Below are 17,979 nucleotides of genomic sequence, written 5' to 3'. Positions count from 1 at the left end.
AATTTCAGGCCGCCAGTTTACGGCGGTTATACAAACCGCCCAACAAACCGGTGAAGCATCCGATGAGTAACCCGCCGACGTGGGCGGCGTTGGCGATTTCGCCGAAACCGATCATCGAGATCAGCCCGGACATGCACACCAGCAACCACACCAGCATCATCACCAGCACGCCGCGCGGCAGGCGATAGGCCGGGTTCGGTGCCAGCAGCTGGAAGATCCAGCAATGCCCGAGCAAACCGTAAAGTACGCCGGACAGACCACCGAACAAGGTCGCGCCGCTCCATGCAAACTGCGCGTAGTTCGACACCAGGCTGAACAACAGCGTCAGGCCGATCAGGTTGATGCTGCCCTGACGCGACTCGATGCGCCGGCCCAGCTCCCAGTACCACATGCCGTTCATGGCCAGATGCAGGATGCCGAAGTGAATCAGCATCGGCGTGACCAGACGCCACCACTGCCCCGCCGCCAGGCTGTCGGCCAATGGCGTGAAATGGATGTACTCGCCGACCACCTGGAAATCGAGGAAGGTCAGCCAGCGCAAGGTTTGCAGGTTTTCACCGAGGTAAGTCAGGCCGCCAACGATCAGGCACAGCAGCAAAATGAACCCGGTGGCCTTGGCGTGTTTCAGCTGTTCGGCGAAGCTCGGGCGCTTGAAGGTTGGTGCGACGGGGATGTCCATTTGCTGGTCGGGGTCGCCCGCGGGGAAGCGTTCGTACAGGGAGCGCACGTCCTCGCTGATCTCCGCCGGCGCCCACAACACCTGTTCGCCGGCCTCTTCGCTGACCCGATGCGGGACCTGCATGCGTTGCAGCAGTTTGACGAAACCGCTCAAGTCCACCGCCAATGGCAGACGCAATACCGCTACCGCACTCATTGCAGCACCTCCGGCCGCTCGACATCGACCCAGACAAATTTATGCGGATCCAGACGTGTTTCCTGATCCAGACGATAGGCGACGAGTTTGCCGTAGAGCACCGCGCTGTAATCCAGGCACGCGAGGTTCGGGCGGATCGGCGCCGGTTTGCCGCTGCGCCAGTAGTGGCCGACGAACAACAAGGGTTCGTCGACGCCGTAGCGCAGCAGATTGTTTTTTTCGCTGGAGGTCAGCGGCTTCTGCGCCACCGGTTCCGGCAGTGCATCAGGCTGGAAGACGATATCGCCGTAGGTTTTCGGGTCGTCTTCCCAGAACTTGGTGCGGAAGAACGAGCGCACCAGGCCATCGCCGCTGGTCATGGTCAAACCATCCGGCAGGCGCATGTCGGTGCCGCGCAACAGACGATCGAACACGGTGCAGGCGAAACTGCCGGGCACGGCGGACGCCTGAAGAAAGTGTTCGTCAATGCAGCCATTCGCAAATTGCGCGCGCAACGGTTCGATCAAGCCGGCATCCCAACAGGCATGCACGACGCGGAAGCGTCCGGCATCGACAAACAGCGGCAGCTCATAGAACCAGCGCTGGAAATCGTGCCAGTCGCCAGGATGGTCTTCGAACTGGGTCAGGGTTTCATGCAGCAGGCGCGCATGACGCGGCGTGTGTTCACGGACGAACTGCTTGCCGCTGCCCGGTAGTGCTGGCGTGCTCCAACCGAGGGCGTTGAATTCGTGGTTGCCCATGATGCACAAGGCCTGACCGGCCTCGACCATGTCGTGGACGATGTGCAGCGCCTCGCGGATGCGCGGGCCACGGTCGATGATGTCGCCGACGAACACGGCCATGCGCGATGGATGCCGCCAGACCCCGCCCTGCTTGTGATAACCGAGTCGGTCAAGCAAGTGTTCGAGGGTCAGGGCGCATCCGTGCACGTCACCAATCAGGTCATAACTGCGCGCGGGATCGAGCATCAGTCGCCTCCACCGCCCAGCTTGCTGCCCCAGCCGAGCTTGGTGCGGCAGACTTCGTAGTAGTTGTGATCGAGTGGGTGAATCAGGCGCAGCTTCTGCGCTTTCTTGCTGACGGTGATGGTGTCGCCCGGCGCGCAGGTGAAATGGTTCTGCCCATCGCAGGAGACTTGCGGGTAAATCTGCATGTTTTTCGACACGACGATTTTCAGCTCACTGTTGCCATCGACCACAATTGGCCTGCTCGACAACATATGGGGGTACATCGGCACGATCACAATGGCATCGAGCTTGGGATGCATGATCGGCCCGCCGGCAGACAGCGCGTACGCGGTGGAACCGGTCGGGGTCGCGACGATCAGGCCGTCGGCCTTCTGGCTGCAGACGAACTGGCCGTCGATGTACAGCTCGAACTCGATCATTCGTGTCGATTTGCCGGGGTGCAGGACCACGTCGTTGAGCGCATCGCCCTGGCCGATGGCCTCAGCGTGGCGGCGAACTTCGGCTTGCAGCAGGAAGCGGTTTTCCACCAGATAGTGGCCGTCGAGCACCTTGGCGACTTCGACTTCCAGCTCGTCCGGGCGAATGTCTGTCAGAAAACCGAGGCTGCCACGGTTGATGCCCAGCACCGGAATATTGTGTTTGGCCAGCGCTCGCGCAGCGCCGAGCAGGCTGCCGTCACCGCCAACGACGATGACCATGTCACAGACTTCACCGAGCATCTTGCGCGACGAGGTTTGCAGGCCGTGGCCCGGCAGGACTTCGGCGATGGTGTCTTCGAGGATCACATGCAGGTGACGATCGAGCAGAAACCGTTTCAGTCGGCGGACGGTATCCAGCACCTGGGAACTGCCCAGGCGACCGATGATGCCGATATTACGAAATTGCTCCATGGGACCTCTGCGGACAATCGAAAACGCGAAAAGGACGATTATGGGCGAAAGCGCCGGTTAGACAAAATCCTTTCAGCCTCAAGGGTGTGCTCGTGTTTACAGCTATGCTCGCAAGATGATCCTATTTCCTGACTTGCTGCAGTTGCCCCACCAGTTGCGCCATCCGGAAGTGCGGGATCTGGCGTGGGTGATCCTCGCCCCGCCGATGCTCGCCACCACGCCGTGGCCGCAGCGCCATCCGCTGGCCGGCAGCGATTGGGTGGCTGACCCTCAACGTCTGGAACACTGGCTGCGTCAACTCGATCGTGACAGTTATGGCTTGCTGCACTGGCTGTCGCAGGCCCGCACGCGGCGTCTGGGTCTGTATTACGAGCGGCTGTGGCAGTTCGCCGTACAGCATGCGCCGGGCATTGAACTACTTGCGGCCAATCTGCCGATCCGTCGCGAGGGCCACACCCTTGGCGAGCTGGACATGCTCCTGCGTGATCGCGATGGCGTGCATCACCTGGAGCTGGCGATCAAACTTTATCTCGGCCCGCAGGAGGGTGATGGTCGTGATTCGGCGCAGTGGTTGGGGCCGGGTTGTCATGATCGACTGGACCGTAAACTGGCGCATCTGGCCGAGCATCAATTGCCGATATCGGCGCGCCCGGAAAGCCGCGAGGTGTTGGCGGCGCTGGATATCGAGGTGTTCAGCGCACAACTGTGGCTGGGCGGTTATCTGCTGTATCCATGGCCCGGCCAGGCGCAATCGCCGGGCGGCGCGCACCCGCAGCATTTGCGCGGTAGCTGGTTGCATCAGAAGGACTGGCCAGCGTTCGTCGCGCAACGTCCGGCCGGGCGCTGGCAACCGCTGCCCCGCCATGCCTGGCTGGCGCCGGCGCATTATCCGGCGGATCAGACCTGGACTTCAGAGCATCTGCGGATGTGGCTGGAGGATTTGGAACCGCTGGCCCCGGCACAGCTGATGGTGCGCCTGACCGAGAATGCGCGGGGAGAATGGGAAGAGGCCGAGCGCTTGTTTCTGGTCTCGGACCTTTGGCCGAATGTCCCGGGCCAGCCCTGAGATTTTGTATTGCCTTACCAGCCCCATCGCGAGCAGGCTCACTCCTACATTGGAATGCGTTTCCCTGTAGGAGTGAGCCTGCTCGCGAAGGGGCCGACTCGGTCTAGAGTGAAAGCCGCAAAGCCAATGCCGCCAATGTCACCAACAACACCGGCACCGTCAGCACAATCCCGACCCGGAAGTAATACCCCCAGCCAATATGAATCCCCTTGCGCTCCAGCACATGCAGCCACAGCAACGTCGCCAGACTGCCAATCGGCGTGATCTTCGGCCCCAGATCGCTGCCGATCACGTTGGCGTAGATCATCGCCTCCTTGACCACCCCACTCGCCTGGCTCGCATCAATCGACAGCAAGCCGATCAGCACCGTCGGCAAGTTATTCATGATCGACGACAGCAACGCGGTCAGCACGCCGGTGCCCAGTGCCGCGCCCCACACACCGTGACCGGCGAAAACGTCCAGCCAACCGGCCAGATATCCGGTCAGCCCGGCATTGCGCAGACCGTAGACCACCAGGTACATGCCCAACGAGAAAATCACGATCTGCCACGGCGCTTCTTTCATCACCTTGCGTGTGGAAATCTTGTGGCCGCGCGCGGCGATGCCCAGCAATAACGCGGCACACACAGCGGAAATCGCACTGATCGGAATGCCCAACGGTTCCAGCGCGAAACAGCCGATCAACAGGATCGCCAACACCGCCCAGCCGGCATAGAACGTGGCTTTGTCGTGGATCGCGGTTTGTGGATGCTCAAGCTGTTCGGGGGCGTAGGCCTTGGGAATGTCACGGCGAAAGAACCACAGCAACATGCCCAGCGTCGCCGCCACGCTGACGACGTTCACCGGCACCATCACCGCCGCATACCGGTTGAAGCCGATGTGGAAGAAGTCTGCGGAAACGATGTTGACCAGGTTCGACACCACCAGCGGCAGGCTCGCGGTGTCGGCAATGAATCCCGCGCCCATCACGAATGCCAACGTCGCCGCCGGGGAAAAGCGCAGCGCCAGCAACATCGAAATCACGATCGGCGTGAGGATCAGCGCCGCACCGTCATTGGCGAACAACGCTGAAACCAGCGCGCCGAGCAGCACCATGAAGGCGAACAACTTGCGGCCGTTGCCGCGCCCCCAACGCGCGACATGCAGCGCAGCCCAGTTGAAGAATCCGGCTTCGTCGAGCAACAGGCTGATGATGATCAGCGCAACGAAAGTGCCGGTGGCGTTCCAGATAATCTGCCACACCAGCGGGATGTCGCTGAGGTGGACGACGCCGAAGATCAGCGCGAGTACGGCGCCAAGCGTTGCACTCCAGCCGACGCCGAGGCCTTTGGGCTGCCAGATGACAAGGGTGATGGTCAGCAGGAAAATCAGTGACGCAGCAAGCATCCGCAACAGCCTTGTTCAAGAGTAGTTTTCGAGAGCGAATAGATTACTTGTGGCGAGGGGATTTATCCCCGTTGGGTTGCGAAGCGACCCCCTGCGTTCGTCAGTCATACCGAGCTAGCAGGTTTTGCGACTGCTTCGCAGCCGAACGGGGATAAATCCCCTCGCCACAGGAGTTATCGGGAGAAATTATTTTTTGTGTTGCTCGACGAATTGTCCGTAAGCATTGATAAAGCTTTGCAGGAAAGGTTTCACCGTCTCGCTCAACTTGCCCGCCTCGTCAAACGCCGAGCCCGCGCCACCCAGATACGCCTCCGGCTGCTGCATGCACGGCACATTGAGAAACACGAACGACTGCCGCAGGTGCTGGTTCGCGCCGAAACCACCGATGGCGCCCGGCGACACGCTGATCACCGCGCCAGGCTTGCCGCCCCAGACGCTTTTACCGTAAGGCCGCGAGCCAACGTCGATGGCATTCTTCAATGGCGCCGGCACCGAACGGTTGTACTCCGGTGTTACAAACAGCACCGCGTCGGATGAACCCACTTTTTGCCGGAAAGTGCTGTAGGCTGCCGGCGGTGAATCACCGTCGATGTCTTCGTTATAAAGTGGCAGGTCGCCAATCTCGACAATTTCCAGCTTGAGGTTCGCCGGGGCCAGCTCCGCCAGTGCCAGGGCGACTTTGCGATTGATCGATGCTTTGCGCAGGCTACCGACTACTACGGCGACGATGTAGACATTGCTCATGGAAGACTCTCGACTGTCCGTGGGGGGGGAGCCTGTAGTTATAGATGATCCGGTGACGATTCCACCAGCAGGCGAGGGAAATTCCTGCGTGCTGATTATTTTTTTCCTGTAGGAAAACTTACAGCGCTCGATGACGGTCTACCAAGCCGAAATCAAGTGTTTTATCTCCAGAGGTTCTAAGCAGATGGCAGCAGTACTCGTCGGTCAGTTCCATGCAAGAGATGCGGAAGGCCGCGTTTATTCCGTGCATGAGTTCCAGGAATCCAACCCGTCGGTAGACGGTATCACCGGCTCGGAGCCCGTTTACAAACTGGCCATCGGCGATCGCATCAGAAAGATCGATGAGCAAACGTTCGAACTCGTTCAGTCAGGCATCACCCTGACGCGCGAACCTGAGCCAACCGTCGCTTCATAACCGTGCGTTATGAGCAGAAGTCATATGCGCAGAGTTGGGGTAGGATTCAGCCTCTGACCCCACCTGCTGAACATGGACTTCACGCATGCGTTTACGTCATATCGAAGTGATCCAGGCGCTCTTGCAGACCGGTCACCTGGGCACCGCCGCCGAATGGTTGCAGTTGCCGGTGACCGAGGTCGAAGAACGTTTGCGCGAAGCCGAAAGTCAGTTGGGGTTCATGCTCTTTGCCAGCGTTCGCGGGCGCCTGCAATCAACTGCCGAAGCGCGGGCGCTGCAAGTCGAAATCGCTCACGTTTATGAGGCGCTGGAGCCGGTGCAACGTCTGGCCAGCAGCCTCAAGCAATACCTCGCCCCGCCCTTGCGCATCATCGGCACCCCGCCGCTGGCGCAACAATTATTGCCACAAAGCCTTGCCGCCCTGCGCCGACGCTTGCCCGACGCCCCTTGCAGCCTGCTCAGCGCACCGACTCGCGACATCGTTCGCAGCCTGTTATTGCGTGAAAGCGATCTCGGCTTGAGCCTGCACGACCCCGAACATGCCGACATCGATTGCCAGCCGCTGGCCCAAGGCAAACTGCAATTGCTCGCGCCCCACGGCTGGCTGCAACCGAAACAGAAATACATTTCCCTGCAGGATCTCGCCGGTCAGGCGATGCTCGGCCTCGAAGGCCAGGACCCGCTGAGCCCGGCGCTGGAAAACAAACTGCAGGCATTGCGCCCGGCACCGAGCATCCAGACCCGCGTACAAACCCACCAGATGATGCGCAGCATGGTCGAGGCCGGCGAAGGTCTGGCCATCGTCGACCCGTTCACCGCACTGGGCGCGCGCGCCGGCGGGCTGGATGTCTGCCCGCTGTCGCCAGCGGTGCCGATCAGCCTCTACGCCCTGACCTTCAAGCACGCCGCGCCGTCAGCGGCGATTCAAAGCTTGCTGGCGATCATCACGGAACAAGCCGCGGCGATGCTGTCGAGCTGAGTGGATTTTCCAGCGGGTTATCGAACAATCGATACCAGAACAACGCCACTTCAGCGGTGTTCGGGTCGATGCCGCGATAACGTAACTGGTCGATACCGCCGATCACGTAACCGCAGCGCTCATACAATCGACAGGCACCGAGGTTGTTGTTCTGGGTTTCGAGCATGATCCCCGGGAGCTTTTTCTTGCGACTCCAGAACTGCGCGACATCCAGCAACGCCTTGGCCACGCCATGCCGCCGCGCCGGCGCGTGCACCGCCAGTTCATCGATATGCGCGAAGCCGTTCCAGTTGGTACTGATCACCAGATGGCCGACCGGCTCGTCGTCGAGATAGGCCATGAAAATCGCGCTGTCAGCCGCATCACGGAAACTGCTGAACTCCTCGGGATCGATGCCGTAGCACTTGCGATACGGCACGATCGGCGTCACCGGCCAGTGCTCGACCGCTTTGCCGATCACTGCCGCGCCGTACGCAGCGACTTCGAAGCTGAAGTCGCTGCCCCAGATATAAGGCGCAAAACCTTCATCGGCGACACGCACCGACAGCCCTGGGTATTTTGGATTCATGACCGGTTGCATACTCGGAAAAGTCCTCATTCCTTGACGCAATCGACGGTGTAGTGCCGCCCATTGCCTTCGTCTTCATGTTGCAGTCCATGCACATCAGCGACAAAACCGGGAAAGCTGCTATCGAACGTGCGGGCAAATTTCAGGTAATCGATGATCGAGCGGGTCGCCTCGGTAAAACGTTCGCCAGGCATGATCAACGGAATGCCCGGCGGATACGGCACCAGCATCACCGCAGCAATCCGCCCTTCCAGCGCATCGATCGGCACCGCCTCGACTTCGCCGCGCACCAGATGATCGTAAGCATGTGCGGGTTTCATGGCGATCTCGGGGAGCACGGTGTACATGCGTTTAAGGTGTTTGGCCGTAGCATTACTCCGGTAACAGGCGTGCAGTTGATCGCACAGATCGCGCAGACCCATGCCGCGATAGCGCCCGGCATCTTCTTGGGCGACGCAGGGCAGACAGCTGTCCAGACGCACGTTGGCGTCGTAGCTGCGCTTGAACTCGAGCAGTTCGGTCAGCAGCGTGCTCCATTTGCCCTTGGTGATGCCCATCGAGAACAGCACCAGAAATGAATACAGACCGGTCTTCTCGACCACCAATCCGCGCTCCCAGAGAAACTTGCTGACCACCGCCGCCGGGATGCCCTTGTCGCTCAGCGCACCACCGGCATTCAAGCCCGGCATCACCAGCGTGACCTTGATCGGGTCGAGCAACACGTAGTCGTCACTGACCTCGCCGAAGCCGTGCCAGTCAGCCTCGGGCTTGAGCAACCAGTCTTCGGTTTGCACGCGATCGATGCCTTCGACGCCCGGCGGCTGCCAGATCGAAAACCACCAGTCATCGGCAGCAATGTGCTGGCGCAGATTGGCCAGCGCACGGCGGAAGCTCAGCGCTTCATCGAAGGTTTCCTGCAACAGCGAACGCCCGGCCGGGCCTTCCATCATTGCCGAGGCAACGTCCAGCGAGGCGATGATGCTGTATTGCGGTGAAGTCGAGATGTGCATCATGAACGCTTCGTTGAAACGATCGCGATCCAGCTGCCGCGCGCCGCCGTCCTGCACATGAATCATCGATGCCTGACTGAACGCCGCGAGCAGTTTGTGCGTGGAATGCGTGGTGAACACCAGCGGGCTGTCTTCGCTGCGCGAGGTGGCCATGCCATAGCGCCCGGCGAAGAACTCGTGAAACGCCGCGTAGGCATACCAGGCCTCGTCGAAATGCAGCACTTCGACGCTGTTGCCGAGGCTTTGCTTGATCAGTTCGGCGTTGTAACAGAGGCCGTCGTAGGTCGAATTGGTCACCACGGCGAGTTTGACTTTCGGCGCGCGGCCCTTGGTCAACGGGCTGGCGTCGATCTTCGCCCGGATCGACTCGCGACTGAATTCACTCAACGGGATCGGCCCGATGATGCCCAGCTCATTGCGCTCCGGGCACAGGTACAGCGGGATCGCGCCGGTCATGATGATCGCGTGCAGCACCGACTTGTGGCAGTTGCGATCGACCAGCACCAGGTCATCACGCGCGACCATCGAATGCCAGACAATCTTGTTGGCGGTCGAGGTGCCATTGATCACGAAAAAGGTGTGATCGGCACCGAAATTACGCGCGGCCCGCGCCTCGGCTTCGGCCAGCGGCCCGGTGTGATCAAGCAGCGAACCGAGTTCCGGCACCGAGACCGACAAGTCCGAACGCAGGGTGTTTTCACCAAAGAACTGGTGAAACGCCTGGCCTACCGGACTTTTGTGATACGCCACACCGCCGCCATGGCCCGGCGTGTGCCAGGAGTAATTGGAATCAGCCGTGTGCTGCACGAGTGCCTTGAAGAACGGTGGCAGCAGACCATCGAGGTATTTACGCGCGGCCCGCGCAACTTGTCGGGCGAGAAACGGCACGGTGTCTTCGAACAGATAGAGAATGCCGCGCAGTTGGTTGAGTTCAGCCATGGCATCGGCCGGCGCGTTTTCCAGGGTGACTTGCTCGCCCAAGGCAAAGATCGGCAGTTCCGGCGCGCGCACCCGTGCCAGGCCGATCAGTTCGGCCATGTTCTGCAACAGGTGAGAATTCGTGCTGGCGTCTTCGGCGGCAATCAGCATGCACGCGAGGCCGTGATGGGTCGACGCGACCAACCGGCCTTCGGCGTAGTCGGTGGCCGAAACAATACTGAAACCTTCCTGCTCCAACTCCCGGGCGATGCCACGGATACGGTCACCGGCGACCGTGTCGGCCTTGATGTCGCGATGGACGATCAATACCGGAAACTTCAAATCTTTGTACATGGGGCTCAGTGTCCTGAGGCGGCAGGTTTGCAACTGCCAATGCACTCAGGGTAGAGGGTTGCAGGCAAAGTGGCGAGGGTGGCCACTTGGCTTCATGACGTCAGAAGCAAAAGATCGCAGCCTTCGGCAGCTCCTACATTGGAATGCGATCCTCTGTAGGAGCTGCCGTAGGCTGCGATCTTTTGATCTTCAACCCTGAGCGTCAGCTTCTGCGATCTGTGTCCACATCGCCGGCCCGCCCGCCGACTTGGCAATAATCTCCAACCGCACCAGATGCGCCGCCAGTTCATCTTCAGTCGCACGAATGATCCGCGCGGGCTGACGATCCGCCGGCAAACGACGAATCTCGGTCGCCGAGTTGTCCGCGCCCTCGCCCGAGCCATTACCGTCAGAGGCATTGCCGGCCAGCGACAGGCTGGTCTGGCCACCGGTCATGGTCAGGTAGACGTCGGCGAGAATCTCCGAGTCGAGCAAGGCGCCGTGCAGTTCACGGCCGGAGTTGTCGACGCCATAACGTTTGCACAACGCATCGAGGCTGTTGCGCTGACCCGGGTGACGTTCCCGGGCCATCATCAGGGTGTCGAGGATCGAGCAGTGTTGCGTGATGTCGGCGCGATCCTTCTGCCCCATCAAGGCGAATTCGTTGTTGATGAAACCAACGTCGAACGCCGCGTTGTGGATGATCAGCTGTGCGCCTTTGATAAATTCAAAGAATTCATCGGCAACTTCGTTGAAACGTGGCTTGCCGACGAGGAATTCGTTGGTGATGCCGTGAACGCCGATGGCGCCTTCATCACTCTCGCGATCCGGTTGCAGGTAGACGTGAAAATGCCGGCCCGTGAGGCGCCGACCGATCAGTTCGACACAACCGATTTCAATGATCCGGTGACCATCGGTCACCGGCATGCCGGTGGTTTCGGTATCGAGTACTACCATCCTGTTAGCTATAGTTTTGTAAACCGTCATCGCTTCGCCGCCTCTAAATACGGGATGAATCTTAACATACCGTCAGAAAATCACTTCTAGAACTGACGATCAGTTGTAAACAGCCATCGACGTTCTCTTCCACTGCGCAGAGGTGTAAATATGAAATATACGATTAAGACCTTTGTAACCGGTAGTGGCGAACGATTCTCTCAACTCTACGAGGCTAATGCACCGGGCTTCCCATTGTTTTACCCATCCGCCTTCATCGTCCGCTCGATCAGGCTAACCACTACGCACGAGACCCAGAAGGTCTACCTTGCAGCGATCAAGAGAGTCTGCGAATGGGAGTCCAGCAGAGGCATCGAGTTGGCCAATAACTTCCATAATCGTAGGTTTCTCAGCGCTGGGGAGATTGATGATCTGACCAGCCATCTGCGTGCTAGCAAACGGGGCAATAAGGGAAACGTCATCAGCAGCGCTAAGTACAATACCTATCTCGAATATTCAGCAGTGTACATTCACTGGCTTATGCTTGAGGTAATCACCGACTCGAACTCGCGCGATGTTAGGGACGCGATCGAGACACAAAACCTAATGTTACTAAGCAAAAAAAGGCGCAAGACAGTGTCAAAGTCCGCGCGAAAGCAGCGAATTATCGCGATGAAGCTATCGGCCGAAACCAGTAATCAGTTGTTGGATCTATTCGTAAAACCTTTTGAGAGGCTTCGACAACTACATAATTGTGGTCACAGATTTCGCAACATTGTAATGCTGCGTGTTCTTTACGAAACAGGCATGCGATTCGGTGAACTGCTGAGTCTGAAACTTAAGCACATCATCGAATCAAGTGGCGACGATAGCGCCTACTTAGATATCGAGCGCAACCACCACGATGAGTTCGACACACGCCTACATCAGCCGGTTGCCAAAACTCAGGGGCGCAGGGTCCCAATATCGGCAAGGCTCGAAGAACAGCTAATCGATTATCGTGACAGTTGGCGAGCAGATGTAAAATATGTCGGATTCTCGGACGATGACTTTATTTTCATCGTTCATCGCGGTGGGCGCAGCCAAGGTCAAGCACTGCCTAAGACAGCTTTTGATACTGGACTTGCTAAACTCAAAAATCTTTTCAAAGACCTTTCCCCTGTTCACCCTCATCTGCTACGGCACGACTGGAATTACCGCTTTTCAAAGTACGCAGATAGCGAGGGCTTGTCATTCGAAGAAGAATGTCCCTTAAGGGAGCAGCTAATGGGCTGGGTGCCAGGTTCGTCCATGTCTAGGAGATACAATCTCCGACATATTGAAGAGAAATCCCATGAAATAGGCCTGCAGATCGCCTCCGACACAGCGAGGATTTTAGAATGAATAGTAAAATCATTTCAACAGAACTGCTCCCCTTGTTAGATCTTGATATAAATCGCACTGAACACCAATGCTCGAAAAAAGAAGCATTTTATTGGGACGAGGATATTCTTGTTCGAACTGGCCAAACCAGCTTCAACATGAGTAACGCCTTGTCGCAGCTCTCCCCTCAGCTTAAATCATCATTCAAGCATAATCTAATCTTATTTTCGATCCTTGGTAATTACTCAATATTCAGCTTTACAAACATGGTTTCTGCACTACTCGCAGCCTTGAATGCGCAACCCACGGATTCCTTTGATACTGGGTGGATATCAAGGGCATTAACGAGAGTTTCGTTTCGCAGACCAAAGAAGATAATTACACGGTTTTTCCTTCACTGGAAGGAACGTGACAGAGAGGCAATCAGCCAAAATGCATTAAACTTGCTGAACGCTAGCGCACCTTACCCAGGCGGGGTGCGAAATGTTCTTTCAGATGACCCAAATAAAAGCTGGCTAACTAACGAAGAATATGATTGCTTGCTCCGCGCAACATGGGATAACTTTGACGGAAAAACTTCTGGCACTCAAGTCACGCTCATTAAATTACTGTCAATGCAATACGCAAGAAGACCCATACAAATTGCACACCTAAAAATCGGCGATGTCATCGACAATGACAATTCCAACAACATGTTTCCTATCGGGAAATTTATTTCATTTCCGGGAGCAAAAGATCAAGACACGGAAAAAGATTTTCGTGGTAGCAAATTTGAGCCGCACCCCCTAGCCACTCACTTATGGAACCTTTGCCTTATTCAGCGCAATGAAATCAGAACGCTTTACGAAAGCGTCATGGGTATCTCACTCACAGAAGACCAACTAAATCTACTTCCCCTGTTTTGTGGTGAGTTTCGCGTAAAACAGGCCCTGAGGATCTTAAAAGATGAAAAACAAAGCTTTTTTCTGGAAAATCTAGAAAGCGAACTATTTCACCTCAAAGGAAGATATATTGGCAAAATAATCTGCTGGTCAGCTAACGCACCAACTTGCGAATTAAGCACAGTAAAATCAAAAAACGTAGTACTACCGCCTCCTAATTGCCCGCGCACTGGTCAACCAATGGTTATTAGCGCCACACGGATGCGCCACACAAGGGCACGACAACTTGCCCGACAGGGCATACCAACTCACATACTTTCTCACTGGCTGGGTCATACGTCTAAAAACGCCCTGAATGCTTATTACAGTGATCCCGCCGAACAGGCGCGACAACTTGACGAATCAATGGCGCTTTCACTAGCGCCACTCGCATTGGCTTTTACAGGAGCATTAATTGATTCGCCGAGCCAGGCAACGAGAGCTAGCGACCCGTCGAGCAATTTGGAACTCTCTCGTGCCGGGAATCTTAAAAGCGTCGGCCACTGTGGTAAATTCAGTTTCTGCGCGACAACGTCAGTCCCAATCCCCTGTTACCGCTGCAAATATTTCGAACCGTTAGCTAATGCGCCACATCAGGAAGTTTTGGATGCATTGGAGCAGCGTCAAGCTGCGGAAACATCAGCACTACAAATCGGTGGTTCGCGAAATTTGTTGATACCTATCGATCTCTCCGCTGATATTCGAGCAGTTAAAATTTGCATTGAGCGCTGTAAAAATCACAATATTGAAAGGGGCGTTAACTTATGAACCAAGTCATTCAATTCGCCCCCAACAGCCAAATATCTGCAAAAAAAAACCTTAGCAATTTTATTACCATGGCCAAAGATAATCTGACACTTTGGTCTGATCTGGAGGGTTTTTCCTGGGGTGCTGCCATATGGCCAACAACTTCTAAATCAGCCCGATTCATCAACCTTGAACATCGACATCTCCGCAAGCAAAAATTTGAATCGCATGAAATGATGCATCCTGATTTTGTAGACGTTGCGAAAGCCTATCTTCGTTACACGAACACTGTTCGACCAATGAAAAGAGTATCTGAAACAATGCGTGCATTCCGGGTGTTAGAGTATGCTCTACGCCAAGACATGGATCCACCTGACATTACAAAATTTAAAAACCGACACTGGGACACCGTTATAAGCACCATTAACAGCGAAATCACCCGAGATGGAACCTGCTATGACATACTTACTATACTGAAAAAATTTTCAGATTTTTTTATTCTAACATTCAATCCACATTTTTTGATCAATCCCTACATAGGAGAGCTTAGTTACGATGCCATCAACGGCTCGAGAGCGCCAAGCGAAATAAGATCGAAGAAAGTTCCGAATCAGGACGCATTACTGGCTATTGCTGATGTTTTTTCACGCGGAGCTAATGGAGAACAGAACCATAGCGATTTAATGGTTTCCTGTACGACAGCACTCCTCTTATGCGCCCCCATGCGCATTGGGGAAATGCTGCGGCTCCGCAGCGACTGTTTGCGAAATGATATCGACAAAAACGGCGAGCTCCAATACTACTTAGCGTATTGGGTTCCAAAAACGCAAGACTTCGCTCGCAAAGCCATACCGAAGACAATGGCCGAAATAGCTATTGATGCGATCCAACGACTAAGGGATATCACAGAAGAGAGCCGACGCCTGGCTCTTTACATGGAAACTGATCCACACCATTTCTACCGTCACGCGAACTGCCCAGATATTCGTGACACAGAAGTACTTAGCTGTAATCAAGTGGAGCAAGCGCTAGGCTTTAACAAACGGGGTACTTCTGGCGCGTTTATGAAGCAACATACTGGCAGCGATTCACTGACAGGATATACTCTTGATTCCCTTTGGGAGATTATAGTTAAAGTACATCACGAAAAAAACCCGCATTTTCCTTATCAAGAAGATCCAAGCAATTCGACGCAACCTACGCTCCGAATGTCAGAGTCCCTCATGTGCTTTCGTCGATTTCAAGTCGCATTCTCTTTCACAACTAGCCCAGTACTGCTTGCATCTTATAACACTGACACATACAGGGAGCATTTTAAGACCGGGTGCAGAGGAAAGGACACTAGAAACTTCTTTCTCAGGAACGGCTACAACACTAGTAAAATTAGATCCCACAGCTTTCGCCACCTTCTCAACAGACTTGGGCGCAGCAGTGGCGTGTCCATAGAAACGCTTACCGAATGGAGCAGTCGTGCTTCAACGCAACAAACTCGAACTTACCTGCATGACAACCAGATCAATTCTGCCTCAAAGGGAGCTGCGCTGTTCGGCATGACTCAAGAGCAAGAACCTCGGAGCCCCATCACCAGTGAAGAAGAACAGCTTTATGGCCAGGGCCCCTTCCATCGCAGCCGGTATGGAATTTGCCGACGTAGCTGGAGGGCTGGCCCCTGCATCAAGTTTGCCGACTGCCTCAACTGCTCTGAACTCCTAATGTGCAAAGGTGACAAGATTGCCGCCGAAACCATCCAGCTGGATCGTGACAACCTCGCACGGACCTACACGGCCGCCCAACGGGCGATAACGGCAGGCGAGCGATCCGCTTCGAGATGGACCGAAAAGGCGGGACCGCAGATCGAACGACTCGATCAACTACTAGCTATCCTGCACGACTCGGAAATACCTGACGGCAGCCCTATCGAATTAGCTGGAGAAGACTTTTGTCATGAGAAGACCATTGTGTCCGAAAAAGCCAATTCTGCAGGCGTGAAACTGCTGGACAGGAATGAACTGCGCATCTCATATGGCGATGACTTACTGGCCTGCCTCGAATTACTTCGGAGTTCCGACAATGCCTAAAACGATCACAGAACAGCATGAAAGAAAAATTGCTCAGATGGTTCGTAACTGGCCAGTCGAGCATGCGCTGGACTGGAACGCAGTCTGCATTGGCGCACAAGTCATATTGGCGTGGGAAACACCACCCACGCGTCAGGCGCTCGACAAAAAAATAGTGATAAAAGTCGCTTACAAGAACAAAAAAGAACAGCTAAAACTCGAAAAGCAGAATCTCTCGGGCATGCCTAGGCCGCGGAGCACTTTGGATGCCATGAAGAAGATCACCCGACTCCAAATGGAAAACGATGCGCTAAAGGCAGAGCTTACCAAGATGGCCGAGGTTGCGAACCGTCTTATATACAATGCTACCATCTCGGGTCTGACACGAGAGCGGCTGATGGCCCCCCTCCCAACTATCCATGAGCCACAGGTAACGTTAGAGAACTCCAGGCGGTAAACGCATCAAGAAAAGCAGCAGACATTTTCTCGCATGGGTCACCAACCAAGCCACTTTCTTTGAAAGCTGCATGAATAGCTCAGTCAGCAGTTAAAATCGTAGACCGTATACCGTCCACTTCACTGGATTGGCAAACTCCAGAGAGTCAATATCAGCGCCACGGTCGTTATGAGAGTACGAAGTATCGTTCGGATACACAGATCCGTGGACATGGCGAACACTCACTGTTTGTAGCGCCTGAGCGAAAAATTAAACGCTAAGTTCCCGTTGTACCTTAGTTTTTGCTCTGTTACCCGCGGTGGTTAACAGTGTAAAAAACAGGTTTACAGCAACCGCCATTTAGAAACCGAATAGAGGAATTCGATGTCTGTGGGATTCATTGACCTGCAGAAGAGCTTCGTCAACCTACGACTGAAAAGTCACCCTTCTCTTCCGGCTCAACGGGCGAGTTACTTATCTGAAACCAATTCTCCACTAGGGGGATTTGTAGAGTTCACACCATTGATGTCGTCCGCTTCTCTCCGAATCTGACTGATTAGCGACTCCATGCTCTGCCCTGGTTCAAGCACTAGAAAACTCTCGGCGATTAACGTCAGCGGATGAACGCCGAGTACCGAGGCCAGCTCGACTATCTTGTCCAACGTCGGACATTTAATACCTCGCTCTAATGTGCTCAGGTAGGTTCGACTGCTCACGTCCGAAAAATCTTCCTGAGTCAGATGACGTTCCAGACGCAGAGCCTTGAGGGCCCGGCCAAAAGCTTGTTTCAGTTCCATTTGTGTAACTCACAAAAAGAACGATAAAGCCTTTTTTGAGCACTTTAGGGCTACAATCTATAGGGTTCGTTTTTACGAGAGTCTTTCGCATGTTCTTTACCCAGTCTGCAGCAGAACGCTTTCCTCCGGGTCCGACTGGCGAGCCCATCCAATACTGGGGAGTGGTAGAGCGCGATTTGGAAACCCCTTGGTTTCACCTATATCTTGAGGTTCAGGAAGACGGCCTCGCTTTTGGTCATACGCTGTTGGTGGCCGATGCCGCACAACTCGACTTGTTGCTGGGGCAGTTGGCAGGTGATTGCTCCGTTCGCTCGTTGATGCTGGTCACACCGCCCTCGATGAATCGCTCACAGCATTGGCGAATGGAGCGCGTAGTGCGTTTGCACGTAAGCTTGAATGAATCATCGACTGGAAATCTATTTTGTATCGACCTGGATTGCGGCAAGCGCTACACAGTGCGAGGCCTGTATTTGTTACAGGAAAAGCCTTTCCAGTCACGATGCATCTATGAAGATATACCCGCGACGTAACGTTCGGCCCCTGCACTTGCTAAGTCACCGCACAGCCGTCTT

General features: G+C 55.4%; 17 protein-coding genes. 8 read left to right on the top strand and 9 right to left on the bottom strand.

Annotated features, from left to right (window positions below):
• Positions 1 to 4: 4 nt before the first annotated feature.
• Genes ACIPZE_RS05365 through ACIPZE_RS05355 form a run of 3 tightly spaced genes read right to left on the bottom strand, consistent with a single transcriptional unit; the run spans position 5 to position 2,732 of the window.
• A complete protein-coding gene (locus tag ACIPZE_RS05365) occupies positions 5 to 874 on the bottom strand; it encodes a rhomboid family intramembrane serine protease (RefSeq protein WP_283436159.1) in 870 nt (289 codons plus the stop codon).
• A complete protein-coding gene (locus ACIPZE_RS05360) occupies positions 871 to 1,842 on the bottom strand; it encodes a metallophosphoesterase (protein ID WP_129394322.1) in 972 nt (323 codons plus the stop codon). The genes ACIPZE_RS05365 and ACIPZE_RS05360 overlap by 4 nt, the downstream gene beginning before the upstream one ends.
• A complete protein-coding gene (locus ACIPZE_RS05355) occupies positions 1,842 to 2,732 on the bottom strand; it encodes an NAD(+) kinase (protein WP_003224174.1) in 891 nt (296 codons plus the stop codon). The genes ACIPZE_RS05360 and ACIPZE_RS05355 overlap by 1 nt, the downstream gene beginning before the upstream one ends.
• A 115-nt stretch (positions 2,733 to 2,847) precedes the next feature.
• Here ACIPZE_RS05355 and ACIPZE_RS05350 point away from each other — a divergent pair, with 115 nt between their 5' ends.
• Positions 2,848 to 3,798, top strand: a complete 951-nt coding sequence (locus ACIPZE_RS05350) for a DUF1853 family protein (protein ID WP_400771821.1) — start codon at positions 2,848 to 2,850, stop codon at positions 3,796 to 3,798.
• 103 nt (positions 3,799 to 3,901) lie between these two features.
• Here ACIPZE_RS05350 and ACIPZE_RS05345 read toward each other — a convergent pair whose 3' ends face one another.
• Entirely contained in the window at positions 3,902 to 5,185 is a 1,284-nt protein-coding gene (locus ACIPZE_RS05345) for an arsenic transporter (RefSeq protein ID WP_283436156.1), read from the bottom strand.
• Between the two features lie 186 nt (positions 5,186 to 5,371).
• Positions 5,372 to 5,929, bottom strand: a complete 558-nt coding sequence (locus ACIPZE_RS05340) for an NADPH-dependent FMN reductase (RefSeq protein ID WP_400771819.1) — start codon at positions 5,927 to 5,929, stop codon at positions 5,372 to 5,374.
• 184 nt (positions 5,930 to 6,113) lie between these two features.
• Between ACIPZE_RS05340 and ACIPZE_RS05335 the strand changes: the two genes are divergently transcribed.
• Both ACIPZE_RS05335 and ACIPZE_RS05330 read left to right on the top strand, forming a co-directional pair.
• Positions 6,114 to 6,344 (top strand): hypothetical protein, encoded by a 231-nt coding sequence (locus ACIPZE_RS05335; RefSeq protein WP_129394326.1) that lies wholly within the window; start codon positions 6,114 to 6,116, stop codon positions 6,342 to 6,344.
• A gap of 85 nt (positions 6,345 to 6,429) precedes the next feature.
• Positions 6,430 to 7,323, top strand: a complete 894-nt coding sequence (locus ACIPZE_RS05330) for a LysR family transcriptional regulator (RefSeq protein WP_283436154.1) — start codon at positions 6,430 to 6,432, stop codon at positions 7,321 to 7,323.
• Here the strand turns inward: ACIPZE_RS05330 and ACIPZE_RS05325 are convergent.
• From ACIPZE_RS05325 to dnaQ, 3 genes are all read right to left on the bottom strand, one after another.
• Positions 7,289 to 7,903 (bottom strand): GNAT family N-acetyltransferase, encoded by a 615-nt coding sequence (locus ACIPZE_RS05325; RefSeq protein ID WP_129394328.1) that lies wholly within the window; start codon positions 7,901 to 7,903, stop codon positions 7,289 to 7,291. The two genes, ACIPZE_RS05330 and ACIPZE_RS05325, sit on opposite strands and share 35 nt — an antisense overlap.
• Before the next feature lie 14 nt (positions 7,904 to 7,917).
• Complete coding sequence (locus ACIPZE_RS05320; protein ID WP_283436153.1) at positions 7,918 to 10,173, bottom strand: Orn/Lys/Arg decarboxylase N-terminal domain-containing protein; 2,256 nt, start codon at positions 10,171 to 10,173, stop codon at positions 7,918 to 7,920.
• A gap of 189 nt (positions 10,174 to 10,362) precedes the next feature.
• Entirely contained in the window at positions 10,363 to 11,139 is a 777-nt protein-coding gene (gene dnaQ, locus ACIPZE_RS05315; RefSeq protein WP_400771816.1) for a DNA polymerase III subunit epsilon, read from the bottom strand.
• Positions 11,140 to 11,259: 120 nt separating this feature from the next.
• On the opposite strand from dnaQ, the gene ACIPZE_RS05310 reads away from it, so the two are divergent.
• The 4 genes from ACIPZE_RS05310 to ACIPZE_RS05295 are packed head-to-tail and all read left to right on the top strand — an operon-like array spanning position 11,260 to position 16,631.
• Positions 11,260 to 12,471 carry a tyrosine-type recombinase/integrase gene (locus ACIPZE_RS05310; RefSeq protein WP_400771814.1) on the top strand — a complete coding sequence of 404 codons (1,212 nt, stop codon included), beginning with the start codon at positions 11,260 to 11,262 and terminating at the stop codon, positions 12,469 to 12,471.
• Entirely contained in the window at positions 12,468 to 14,138 is a 1,671-nt protein-coding gene (locus ACIPZE_RS05305) for a site-specific integrase (RefSeq protein ID WP_400771812.1), read from the top strand. The genes ACIPZE_RS05310 and ACIPZE_RS05305 overlap by 4 nt, the downstream gene beginning before the upstream one ends.
• Positions 14,135 to 16,195 carry an integrase gene (locus ACIPZE_RS05300; protein WP_400771811.1) on the top strand — a complete coding sequence of 687 codons (2,061 nt, stop codon included), beginning with the start codon at positions 14,135 to 14,137 and terminating at the stop codon, positions 16,193 to 16,195. Before ACIPZE_RS05305 ends, ACIPZE_RS05300 begins: the two co-directional genes overlap by 4 nt.
• Positions 16,188 to 16,631 (top strand): hypothetical protein, encoded by a 444-nt coding sequence (locus tag ACIPZE_RS05295; protein ID WP_400771809.1) that lies wholly within the window; start codon positions 16,188 to 16,190, stop codon positions 16,629 to 16,631. The genes ACIPZE_RS05300 and ACIPZE_RS05295 overlap by 8 nt, the downstream gene beginning before the upstream one ends.
• Positions 16,632 to 17,080: 449 nt before the next feature.
• On the opposite strand, the gene ACIPZE_RS05290 is transcribed toward ACIPZE_RS05295, so the two are convergent.
• On the bottom strand, positions 17,081 to 17,407 hold the full coding sequence (locus ACIPZE_RS05290) for a helix-turn-helix domain-containing protein (RefSeq protein WP_400771807.1): 327 nt from the start codon (positions 17,405 to 17,407) through the stop codon (positions 17,081 to 17,083).
• A gap of 89 nt (positions 17,408 to 17,496) precedes the next feature.
• Here ACIPZE_RS05290 and ACIPZE_RS05285 point away from each other — a divergent pair, with 89 nt between their 5' ends.
• Positions 17,497 to 17,937: a hypothetical protein gene (locus tag ACIPZE_RS05285; protein ID WP_400771806.1), complete on the top strand. Its 441-nt coding sequence runs from the start codon at positions 17,497 to 17,499 to the stop codon at positions 17,935 to 17,937.
• The last annotated feature ends 42 nt before the right edge of the window (positions 17,938 to 17,979 follow it).

The sequence above is a fragment of the Pseudomonas sp. NPDC089741 genome (genome assembly GCF_044748825.1).
Classification (GTDB): domain Bacteria; phylum Pseudomonadota; class Gammaproteobacteria; order Pseudomonadales; family Pseudomonadaceae; genus Aquipseudomonas; species Aquipseudomonas helmanticensis.
Note: the sequence above shows the minus strand (reverse complement) of the source record. Positions and strands in the feature narration are given on the sequence as shown.